The organism is Candidatus Endolissoclinum faulkneri L5 (assembly GCF_000510265.1).
Lineage (GTDB): Bacteria > Pseudomonadota > Alphaproteobacteria > Thalassobaculales > Thalassobaculaceae > Thalassobaculum > Thalassobaculum faulkneri_A.
Genome location: NZ_CP006745.1, coordinates 886,806 through 899,090 on the forward strand (window position 1 = coordinate 886,806; position 12,285 = coordinate 899,090).

Consider the following 12,285-nt stretch of genomic DNA (forward strand, 5'->3'; position numbering starts at 1 on the left):
AGAAGATTAGCTCTATACTTGAGCTATATTTAATTTAATTTTTATCAAAAATATCTTAGTAAACTTATAGATCATTAGTTTCCATAAACTTAAATGGTTATAAGTCTAACAGATTAGGTATGATTGTTGGTTTTTGACCTAAAAACTTTGAATACCTCATCTATCCAAGCCACAAGGATTTATTGTGCCTAACAAATCAAGGAATATACAAATCTTCACAGTAATCATTTTATATAGCAAATATATCGCCTTATAGAAATTTTATTTTCGTCAACGATAAACTGTAAATAGAATCATTTTATCAGTTTTAGCTAATGATGATGAATAAATTTTACTTTAAAAAAAATTAACAAATGCGTCATCGATAGTAATTGTTATTGCTTTGCAATAAGTAAAGTTACTATTTGAATGTTTAATTAAATAATATAATGTAAGTAGTAAAAATAAAAAAAGCTATATTAATATGCACATAAAATAAGCTATTTAAAGAAATAATTATTGTACTACATGTCAGGTAAGTGCAAATTCAGCCCAATTAATTATTGAACTATTAAAATATTAGTTAAGATAACGGTAAAACAGATGATCAACTTTTATACTAATCAGTAATTACCATGCATTAGTGATTAGAATATACTTCACATACCCGGATTACAAACTCTTGATATAATCAACCTTACTACAAGTCAATCTCAGTGCTTCGCAAGCTATGCTTTATTAGTGATTAATAATTAAGTTAAACACACTGCCAACAGTGTAAAGAAACTAAATAAGAAAGCTAAGTAAACGGTATTACTTAAATGTATATAATTTACAAAACAGCTAAAGAAGCTAGGGCCTCTTCAATAGCTGCAATAGCTTTATCGTTCCCGTTGGTTACATTGTAACCGCCAGCTGCCTGAGCCATGTCAAGACGTCCGCCCCCACCTTTGCCACCAATAGCAAATGAAGCAGCTCGAACTAGATCAACTGCGTTAAACCGACCGACCAAATCATTAGTAACACCGACTACCAATGAGGATTTACCATTATTACTACCAATAATAGCAACAACACCAGAGACGATTTGCTGTTTGAGGCCATCAGCTACGCCTTTTAATTCACAAGCAGGAATACCATCAAGCAACCTTATAGTGAAGGTGATTCCGTAGATACTCTTAGTAATACCACCGCTAAAAGCTAATTGCTTTCTGCTATTAACCAAATCACGTTTAAGCCGATGAATCTCTTGGATCAAAGCATGAACCCGAACAGGCAATTGTTCTGGAGTACTTTTTAATTCAGCTGCAACCTTTGTAAGAACCTTTTCGTGGGAATTTATCCAATTTAACGCATCTACGCCAGTTAAAGCCTCAATTCGCCGTACACCAGCAGAAATAGCTATTTCCGAAATGATCTTTACTATACCTATATCCCCTGTCCTTTGCACATGAATTCCACCACAACATTCCACTGACCAAGCAAACTTGTTACCTGATTCAATCCCTCCCCCCATAGACACAACGCGTACTTTTTCACCATACTTTTTGTCAAATAGTGCTGTAGATCCTTCGGTGAGAGCTGATTCCAGTGTCATTTGACGTGTAATCACGGAAGAATTCTGACATACTCGGTGATTAATCTCATTCTCTACCCATAATAAATCATCATTAGACATAGCAGTTGATTGAGTAAAATCAAAACGTAGACGATCATGCTTTACAAACGAGCCCTTTTGAGCAATTTGATTACCAAGCCTTCTACGTAAAGCCTCGTGTAGTAAATGAGTTGCAGAATGATTAGCACGTATTCGATCGCGTCGATCAACGTCGACTAGCATTTCCACCGAGTCACCAATCCTAATTATTCCACCATGACTTATAGCAACATGAACAAAAAGATCGCCAAACTTTTTCTTAGTATCGGTGATTGTTAGAGTAGCAGCATTGGAAGTACGCATAGTACCTGTATCACCAATCTGACCTCCGCTCTCTCCATAAAAGACAGTCTGATTTACGACAACCAAAACGTCGATATTCGACTGTATACTGCTAACCTGCTTACTATCGACGATCAAAGCGCAAATCAGAGCATTTGTTGAGGTACTATCATAGCCTAAAAACTTGGTTGCACCGACATCTTTACGGACCTGAGACCAGATAAGATCTGGAGAAGTCTCGACTAAGCCAAACCAGGATTTACGAGCAGCAGCGCGCTGACGGGCCATAGCTATATCAAAACCAGCCTGATCCAAAGATCTGCCTTGACCACGCAAAATATCAGTAGTAAGATCTAAAGGAAATCCATAGGTATCATATAATTTAAAAGCAAATTCACCACTTAGAGGCTGACCAAACCCAAGCTTATCGGTCTCGTCAGACAAGAGGTTTAGGCCGCGATCCAGAGTTTCCTTAAACTTGGTTTCTTCCGTTTTAATAGTCTCAGTAGCCAAAGCAGATGCGTGCATCAATTCCGGAAATCCTTCACCCATATCGCTCACAATTGTGGGAACCAAGCGATACATAATTGGATCAACACAGCCCATAATATGTATGTGACGCATAGCTCGACGCATAATTCTACGTAAAACATAACCACGACCTTCGCTTGAAGGCAACACACCATCAGCAATTAAGAAAATGCTGGCACGCAAATGATCAGCAATTACGCGGTGAGATACTTTAAACTCTCCATCCGGATCTACCCCTGAAATCTCCGCAGAAGCCTCAATGATATGGCGCATTGTATCGATTTCATAGTTGTCATGCTTTCCCTGCAAAACCGCAGCAATACGTTCCAAACCCATACCGGTATCGATCGATGGTCGAGGTAGCTCAACGCGCTCTTCTTGTGTAATTTGCTCATACTGCATGAAAACTAAATTCCAGATTTCTATAAATCTATCCCCATTTCCGTTGGGCCTACCGGGCAAATCACCAGAGAGAGAAGGTCCATGATCAAAGAATATCTCTGAACATGGACCACATGGACCAGTATCACCCATTGCCCAAAAATTATCTGATGTCGGAATGCAAATAATTCTTCGCTCTGGTAAACCAGCTATTTTGTTCCAGAGCTTAGCAGCTTCGTCGTCTTCAGCATATACAGTTGCCAACAGCTTGTCCTTCGGCAAGCCTAACTCACTAGTTATCATTTTCCAAGCATACTCGATAGCCTCAGCTTTAAAATAATCACCAAAAGAAAAGTTACCAAGCATCTCGAAAAACGTATGATGACGCGCTGTATAACCAACATTATCCAAGTCATTATGCTTACCTCCAGCACGCATGCATTTTTGTGAGGTAGCAACCCTTGTATGCTCGCTGGTTTCCTCACCAGTAAAGACGTTTTTGAATTGAATCATCCCAGAATTAGTAAACATCAGCGTTGAATCGTTGCGAGGAATAAGCGAGCTGGAAGCAACCTCTAAATGTTGGCGATTAGTGAAATAATCGAGAAAAGCTCGGCGTATATCTTTACTTGTAACCACAACATGTCTCCAAAGACTTTAGAAATATCGTTACATATTAAAACATGTAAAACGACTCGATCAAAATTCCTGAATTATACAAGCAAATTACTACGCACTACCATAAATTATTCGATAATTAAGAAGATTACTTTTATTGTTAAAAATACATAATTAAAAAGAAAACGTATATTATACGCGGTTGGATATTTTATTAAAATTATAGTTCTAAATCCTGATAAGTAATTGATTAAATGCTTTTTTGTATAAAGTGATCTAAATAGAGAAATTTTATAATTATTAAATTTTTACCACAGAGTATGGTTAAGTATTCACATTGATAATTTTATTAATTTCCTTCTACCATATGTAGGGAATATTTTTTATAAGTTAGTTTATCAACTAAAGATCATAAAATTTATTAAACAAAACCAAAATTATCGTTTAATGACGAACAGAGCATAAATAGTAAAACATCATGATTATCTTATGTTAATTAAAACTCAAAGGATTATTATATCTATTAACTAAGCTTTCGCTAGCTACCGGGCTATATTAAAAATCTAATATGCTATATGTATCGCTGCTTCAATGTAAAAAATGTTTACTTAATATAAGTAGAATCGGGCTAACAGAATAGTTATTTACTTTAGGATTAACAGCAATACATTGAGTATTACTTCATAATTTTTTCATAATGACATTTTTAATTGAATTTGTTTAATAATAAGCTAATCAATGACAATAAGTTTATTATGTAACTATTGTACGATTAATAAATTCCTTAATTTCTCCAGTAGGTTAAATAATATTACTAAGATAAATAATATTACTAAGAAATCGTTTGTTTTAAGGTTATTAAAATACAAATCGATATGTCTAGGCTGATAATTTAAAAAATAAACTAGCCTAAAACTGCTAACGCATTAAATGTTAAAGATTATGAGTAATACAGAAAACAAATACAGACCTAATCCTACAAATGGGGTAGGGGGGTAGAAAAGTCACAGCAACATAATACCTATTTTGATCTATAAATTAGGTTACTTATCAACTTCAATTATTTTAATTTTAACAGAAGACTATAATATCTTGTAATAAATCAAATAAAGATAACAGTGCCGCAAGAGGGAATTGAACCCCCGCCCCACGCATTACGAATGCGTTGCTCTACCTTCTGAGCTATTGCGGCAAAGAAAAAGTTAATAACCATTAAATTATTTCCCTACATAATTAATTAAAACTAAACGAAAATATAAAGCTTTGGCAATATTAGTAGATTTTTAAGTAGAATAACTTAAACAAATTCCCTCCGGAATACAATTCCGTATAAAGTAAAATACGTGACAATACATTATTAAATAAACTTATAGTTTATGCGTTAAAATAGTAAAGCTACACACAGATTTAAATATAAATAAAAATGCTTCCTTGTATATCTAAAGCTTTTGCTGTTAAATAAATTATAAATAGCGTGCATAATATAACTCATTTATCGCTAATTTAAATATTAATTATGCATTTCTAAAAAATTACTTAGTTTATTACTAACCTTCCGCCTACCCCGCTGATAACGGTTTTCCCAGCCAAAAGGCAATGCAAAAAATAAATCAAACCAATGTCAAAAATATATAAATAAAACTAACAAATAAAGATCTAAGTTTCCTTTATATTCTCTTCCATTCAGCAATATAGAAATAATAATCACTTCATACTGCATGAAAAAATTAGCAGGATTATCTTAAAAATTATTTACTATTTAGTAGATAAACTACGAACATTTTTAATTGAAACTTTATCCTAGTAAAAAATGCAATATTAGTTATAATTATATTAATGACCAGAAGCCCTTTTGACAAAAAAAAGTTTTTAATAGCTTACTAGCTTTTCTTCATACGATTTAACGCCTAAGTTACGCTAAAAATAAATATCGCCTAACCTTAAAGCAAAATATTAAATAAACAAAAACTTAAGTTAGCAAACAAATTTTTGTTTGTTTCAGAAACTCAAGTGTAGATCATCGAAGATCTAGCCGGGTCTATACCATTTCGCGGAAAACTACTTAAGACTGGTGGAAAAATTACTACTGGCGGACGAATCCAAGTAATTGTTTCAAATGTACAGCAATTACTGCATACGAGAGTCCATAAGGGAGTAACTGAGCCACAAGAAATACAAGTCCATGCCGGATCGCTTAAAGAAGAAGATGCCCTTTCCATCCAGTTACGAGATTTCATTAAGTTTCCATGTTCACCCTCTTCTAATCTCGCCCAAAGCATGCATGCTCGAGGTCCAATGTTATCCGGAGCTAAGGAAGCAAGTTGCGCCCTAGCCTCACCCCAAAAATCATTATCTAATGCAGTTTCAGCAACAGCTAAGCGGCTCTCAGTGTGTTCGGGTAAACTTTCCACCATCGCCTGTATTTTACTTAATAACATAGATCCAGCAATCTCATCTTTCCACAAGATACGCATTGATGTAGCCAGGTCTGGGTGAGGTGTTTGTTTCCACTCTTTAGATACTAGCGTGTAGGCTTTATCTTTACGTCCCATAGCCCCTAGTAGCTGCGCTTCTGCCACAATAGCAGGTACAAAATCCGGTTGACTTTCTCGAGCCTTAGCCGCAAAAATCAGAGACATGTCTTGGTTTTTAGCTAATCTTGAACGCTCTATAAGCAGAGCAGCCCGATGTCTTTTACTAGCTAACTTAGAAATAAGTCCTCTCTTAACAAAATCCTGAAGAACGGACTGCGATTCTTCCCATTGACCATCCTGAGCGAGAGCGAACACAATTGTAGTGGCTACTTTAACAGAGGTTGGCCGAAGCTTATTTGCCTTTTTAGCTAGCTGTAGAACATAAGGATAATCACCTCTTGCACTAGCCAACCGCATCAAGCCCAGTAACCCAAAAAATGCAGTATTTTCATTGTCTCTCATAGTAGCAAAATAACGTCCAGCAACAGCTAAATCCCCTCCTAGTACGGCCGCCTGAGTAGAAAGCAATCGAGTTAAACATGAATCGCTTAGAAGATAGTCAGCTTCACGCGAGAAACGTTTAGCATCACCTACTTCACCAACAGCAACTGCTGCCATGCCCTGAACGAGAGCCTGATAGCCAGCTTTATCGCGATAAACTTTACGGTAGTGCCATACTGATAAGAAAATTTGTATAAGCCCATAAATAACCCTCCGCCCAATGAATACTATCGCGATTATCATACTAATTGCTAATAAAAACAATGCGCATGAAGTCTCTAATTGCCAATCCAACCAATCTATCCTAACCCATCCGGGGTACTGGGATAGCCAAACTGCGATAGAGACAAAAGCAACAAGCTGAATAAGATAAAATAGTGATCCTCGCATTTATTCAATCTCCCAAGAGTACAGCAAGAGCTTGCGAATGCAAAGTATGCACTGCTTGATCTACAGCAAAACGCGCCTTTACCGCAGTGATCCATGGCTGTGCTGCCTCGGCAGATTTACCGACTAAAGCGTCCAAATAATTAGCTGCCATCAAAAGATCACCATGATCAGCGGCTGCTTCAGCTCGATTAATTATAGCGTCAAGAGAATTATATTCATCTGTTTTGGTGCGTCGCAATGTTACTAACGAAAATATACGTTTCATTACTTTGTCAACTATATTATTAGAATTACCGATTGAAGATGCGGATTTGATTATCGATTCGGCAAAAGATGGGAAACTATACCGCAAGTCTGCCATCGAAGGTACACCATCCACATGATTGCGTAAAAAAACAATAGCGTCGGCAATTTTCAGCTGATCCCAAGCAGCACCTTCTAATTCGTCGAGTTCTGTCGCAAAAGAAATACCTTTTTGATTAGCTTCCTGTAAAAGATCAATCGCGACCAAGAAAGCCCCAACCTTCTTTTTTTGATTTCGGTATTCTTCTACTTTGTATTCTAGCTCTTTTTGAGCAACAGCTATATCGTCAAGTCGAGCGATCAGATTGGCATCCCTGTCTTCAAAAGAGTTTTGCAAAAATTTTATGCGCTCTTGCAAGATAACAAAATCATCAGAAGAGAAAAGCGGCCATCCAAAATTTTTTTGTCCTTTTATATCTAAAAAACTACGTTCTAAAATAGATAAACGATCCGACAAACCCCAAGCGGTTGGCAAAAATAAATTACTATCTTTCCCGCTGTTCTCTCTGTAGCGAAAAGTTGCTATAGTAGCAAATAGACTTTGAACTTTGCTATCCATCGCATCAATTTGCTCAGTTAGGCTATCGATACTTTTTTTTGTTGAATTAACCCATGCGGTTATTTTGGGCAAAAAATTAGTCTTAGTTTCCAAGACAACTAAGCGCGCTTGCAGCGACTCAAAATCTTTTTTCAACATTGCAAGAGAGTCGAAGAGAGAATCTAAAGATCCGTATTTATTAGTTTGAGATCTAATATCTTCCGACGAATTAGATACATCTGGCTTTAAAAAGCCTATAATAGAATTGATCAATGCCAAAGGCGAGGTTACATCAACCATAGACACATATTGCTCTGCTTTTTCGCGCCACTCCGAATAACTGACATAACCAATGCTTATAGCCAACATAATAAATATAATAATAATTAAACGCATGAAACCAACGCTTAGACTTTGATTCTCATTTGATAGTTTAGCTTTTTTATCACTTACGGTATTATTGCTAGTGTTTGCATCGTTCCCAGTCTGACAATGAGAAACCTTTATCTTTTTGGTACTCGAAGCAGAATTCTGAGATGGCGTGACCATTAAACCCGCATTTTTTCTATCAAAATCACATTTATCATTATAGTTTGCTGTAGGAGAAACAACATTAGAGCTGACAGCTAATGAATCTTTATTACTAACAGATATTAGGCATCCTCTCGGATGCAGTCGGTTTACTAGTAAATATATGGAGCTCCTCCATTCCATGTTCCTCTCCCTCTATTTTATCCTTGAGAGCATTTTTTTTATTCCCCGCCCTAGACTTCTTAACCATAAAATAATCCCTTTCTACAATTGTAGACCAATCAACTAAGAATCATCGCCTGGATAAGAGAAGCTTTTGTCGGCATTTTACATACATGTATAGCGCCCCAGTTAAGTTCTGAAATCACCTGAGCAATAGAATCGCTTAAACAATACGCCGATACCGTTGAACACGCGACCTCTAAAGATCGTTTCCCTACAAGAATCACAAAAGCCTCTGCACTACGTGGAGAAAAAAATAGTATTCCATCTACTAAGCCTGCACGCAAGGCCTCTTCCACTCTTAATGGAATGTTTGTCGACATGATCGTATAGTATGCTATGTGACGATACACTAAGAACCCATAGCCTGCTAAAGTTGCAACCAAATCTGTACTCACTGATTCTCCGCTTATCCAGATCAATGGTCCATTCTTTGGTTTACATACTTTTATAGCCAAGTTGACTAAAGATAGAGAGTCACCTAATGCAGAAGTAACCGCAGTAAAACCTGCCTTAATAGCTACCTGCGCGGTAGCATAGCCAACTGTTAAAACACGCAAATCACGACTTATTCCTAGTCGTACCGCACCCTGCACCCCGTTTCCGCTAGTTAGCAAAACTGCCTGCACATTATCGGTAATAGTTGGCATTTGAACAACTTGTTTAACCGATAACATGGGAGCTGGCAGCACTTCAATCCTATATCGCGCAAGCTCAGAGCGAAAATCATTTATCGCTGCTGCTGGTCGAGTAACTATAACCCGCCGTAATTGCATAAGCTATCAAACAAGAAAATTGCGCCCACAGCGAGATAGAATCTTCTCACCTACCCATCGACCAAGTGATTCTGCTTCACTAGCAATAGCGCTAGCAGTCACAGAATGGCGATGCATTCCATCCAATGACAACACCAAGCCGCTCAAAGTTAGCCGATTACCATTTAACACCGCATGACCGGAAATAGGTGTACGACACGAACCTTGCAATGTTGCTAACATCGAGCGTTCCGCTATTACCCTTGTACGACTTGCCCAATCATCCAAGGCAGAAAGCCACCGAGCAACATCAACCTCACGAGTCGAACTAGTGCCTATTCGGCACTGCACACCAATGGCCCCTTGGCTAACGGCTGGAGGAAATTCATCCGTCCCCATTATTCTAGTAATTTTATGCTCCATATTTAAACGTTTTAAGCCACAAACCGCTAAAAAAGTTGCTTCCGCTTGGCCTTCACGTAACTTACGCAAGCGAGTATTTACGTTACCACGAAACAAAACTACTTGCAAATCTGGTCGTCGACTGCGCACTAAAGCGGCACGTCGGACTGAAGCAGTACCAACTCGCGCGCCACCCGGCAAAGAATCAAAACTATCGACACAGCAAGAAATAAATGCATCCCGCGGATCTGAACGCGGTAATACAGCTTGAAGTACGGTAGCTTTGGCGATAGTAGTTTCCATATCTTTCATCGAGTGTACCGCAGCGTCAATTTTTCCAGAAAGCAATTTGTTCTCCAGCTCCTTGATAAACATGCCCTTGCCACCAAGCTCAATAAGCGGACGATCAATTACAGCATCTCCAGTTGTTTTCACCTTTTGTATTTCGATCGCTCCCTCCTCTCTTAGCTCAGGCCAAGTTGCCATTAACCGTTCGCTAACTTCTCTAGTCTGTTCAAGAGCCAGCAACGATCCGCGCGAGCCAAGAATAATCTTAGCGGTCATGATTATTTCTATTATAAGCCCGCGATCTATAAAATATATCTGAAGATCGCTAAAGCAGCGTAAGCACAGCTCAATTAATGATTCGCAAACGAGGCTAAAAAGCATTGCTCAATCGAGCTATCCTGGATTTTCATGTTCTTAATAGCATACAACCACTTAAGTAGTATCATTTACTAAACCAATCTATTTTTCATAAAGATACATTCTTGTATATTACTGCCTACTTGAGCACGAAGGAAATGATAAGTAAAAGGATTTTGAGCAGTTAATTGTCTTATTAGCACATCTAACAGAGTTGAACTTTAGCCTAGGGCTAGACAGTAAGTGAAGATAAATTGGAGTTTAGTTGTCATTACTAGTGCTTTATCAGCTTTTCCAGCTTTGCTGTTTCAGAATCGAAAATAATTCATTTTAAAAATAAAGTTTTATTTTTCTTGACATTTTGAAAATACGCACCGGTGCTACAATTTAGCTTTTTAAGGCAAAAAGTTATCTTCCAGAACTATTTTGTCACAGCGACAAACAAACAAACAGCTAACTTATTGTACCAGCTTACGACTTTTTTTATAAACTGTAGAAATCATAAACATAAAATAAGGTAATCATTATAATTCCTAACGATAAAAAGCCAAATTGAATAAAAAGCAAATAGAAGCAAACAAAATAAAACAAGCTACAATCAATCAAGTTACAGATAATACAATAGACTTAATTGTTGAATAATTAGTGCTAACTGACCACTAAATAATTGAAATTTATTTCACCCAATAATTTGCCAGATGCAAAGAATAAAATTTTTTTGGTAAAACCACTACAGCATAATCTAACAAGCTCTAAAGATACGACCCTTCTTTAATAACAAGAATACATTAATTATAGTATTTATTAATTACTAGTATTCTCAGCAGTTTATCTATCAATGATTGATTACTTCTTTCTTTATAAAGTATCTTAAGGAGATTCTGACAACAATTCATAAAACCGTTCCAATCGATTTGAAAAGACGCCTAGCATAGCTAATAATAAACAACTGCTAGTAGAGGATAAACAATAAAATTATGGAGCGGACGATGAGACTTGAACTCACGACCCCAACCTTGGCAAGGTTGTGCTCTACCACTGAGCTACGCCCGCTTTATAAAATTGAAGACAATAACAGAGGTTTATTACAAAACTTTGCTAATACGTACTAGTTTTTTTAGTAAAAATTTTTATACGTAACTGATTCATATAAATTAATACTTTATAATAGATACTCATCTGTATTTTTTATTAATGGCCAGTATCTTATCTTATACCTAAAGATCTAAATACAATCATGATTACGCTTTGTTTTAGAGAGAGCACAAATCAATTATAAAATAAGCTATATTAATAAGAAAAATAAACGATAAAAAGCATACTATCAAAGTTTAGGTGCCACTAATCTCAGATTCCACAAAAGCTTGCATCGCGCTGAAAGCATCTTATTCTAGCAAAGCCTTTGATAAAGCTCACAGTATACCTAAATCTATTTTATTTAATTTCTTTAAAGTAAAGATACAAAAGCAAATCGAAATATCAAGCCAAACGTCTTATATCATACCAAATAAAATATGTCTATAAAAACCTTCTGGGTGAACAAGTATAAAAATAAAAATCAAAATAAAAAAAATTTTATATGCTTTATACATTTTATATGCTTCATACATAAAATCAACTTTAGTGGAATTTTAAGGTGTTAACGAATGCACAATTGTTAATCTTCGTAAGCTTATCAAGACTTTAGATAAGTAATTGATGTCATTTTATAGACAAAAATTATCTTATACAAACACAAACCTTTCGACTGGCAGTGCAAGATGCAAAATATACCAACAAATAATTTTAAAAGTTAACCTAAATTAATATCATTCAATCATGGCTATGATTGAATGATATTATCAAACAAATCAAGCGCTAAATTATTTTCTTAGAGTAAACACTAAGATCATCAAAACAATGATAAAAGTAGTATTACGACACAATGCTCGCACTACGCTTACTACAATAGACGCAAGCACAAGCAACAGCAATCTATTGTAAGAATCAAAATATTTATTGATAAATTTAAGTTATTGACGAACTTGCAGACAGTTCCTTTCTATAAATGGGAAAATTCTCTATCTAAAATAAAAA

General features: G+C 36.2%; 5 protein-coding genes and 2 tRNA genes. All 7 read right to left on the minus strand.

The window, feature by feature from the left end:
* Window positions 1-811: 811 nt before the first annotated feature.
* The 7 genes from alaS to P856_RS02680 all read right to left on the minus strand — a co-directional run bounded on the left by alaS (window position 812) and on the right by P856_RS02680 (window position 11,262).
* Entirely contained in the window at window positions 812-3,469 is a 2,658-nt protein-coding gene (gene alaS, locus P856_RS02650; protein WP_025300629.1) for an alanine--tRNA ligase, read from the minus strand.
* 1,098 nt (window positions 3,470-4,567) lie between these two features.
* Window positions 4,568-4,640 (minus strand) — tRNA-Thr (locus P856_RS02655).
* A gap of 814 nt (window positions 4,641-5,454) precedes the next feature.
* Window positions 5,455-6,813 carry a heme biosynthesis protein HemY gene (locus tag P856_RS02660; RefSeq protein WP_025300630.1) on the minus strand — a complete coding sequence of 453 codons (1,359 nt, stop codon included), beginning with the start codon at window positions 6,811-6,813 and terminating at the stop codon, window positions 5,455-5,457.
* Window positions 6,814-6,817: 4 nt separating this feature from the next.
* The gene (locus P856_RS02665) at window positions 6,818-8,368 is read right to left on the minus strand and encodes a COG4223 family protein (RefSeq protein WP_081713434.1); all 1,551 of its coding nucleotides are present in this window, start codon (window positions 8,366-8,368) and stop codon (window positions 6,818-6,820) included.
* Between the two features lie 98 nt (window positions 8,369-8,466).
* The gene (locus P856_RS02670; RefSeq protein ID WP_025300632.1) at window positions 8,467-9,183 is read right to left on the minus strand and encodes a uroporphyrinogen-III synthase; all 717 of its coding nucleotides are present in this window, start codon (window positions 9,181-9,183) and stop codon (window positions 8,467-8,469) included.
* Between the two features lie 6 nt (window positions 9,184-9,189).
* The gene (gene hemC / locus P856_RS02675) at window positions 9,190-10,128 is read right to left on the minus strand and encodes a hydroxymethylbilane synthase (RefSeq protein ID WP_025300633.1); all 939 of its coding nucleotides are present in this window, start codon (window positions 10,126-10,128) and stop codon (window positions 9,190-9,192) included.
* Window positions 10,129-11,187: 1,059 nt separating this feature from the next.
* Window positions 11,188-11,262 (minus strand) — tRNA-Gly (locus P856_RS02680).
* Between the last annotated feature and the right edge of the window lie 1,023 nt (window positions 11,263-12,285).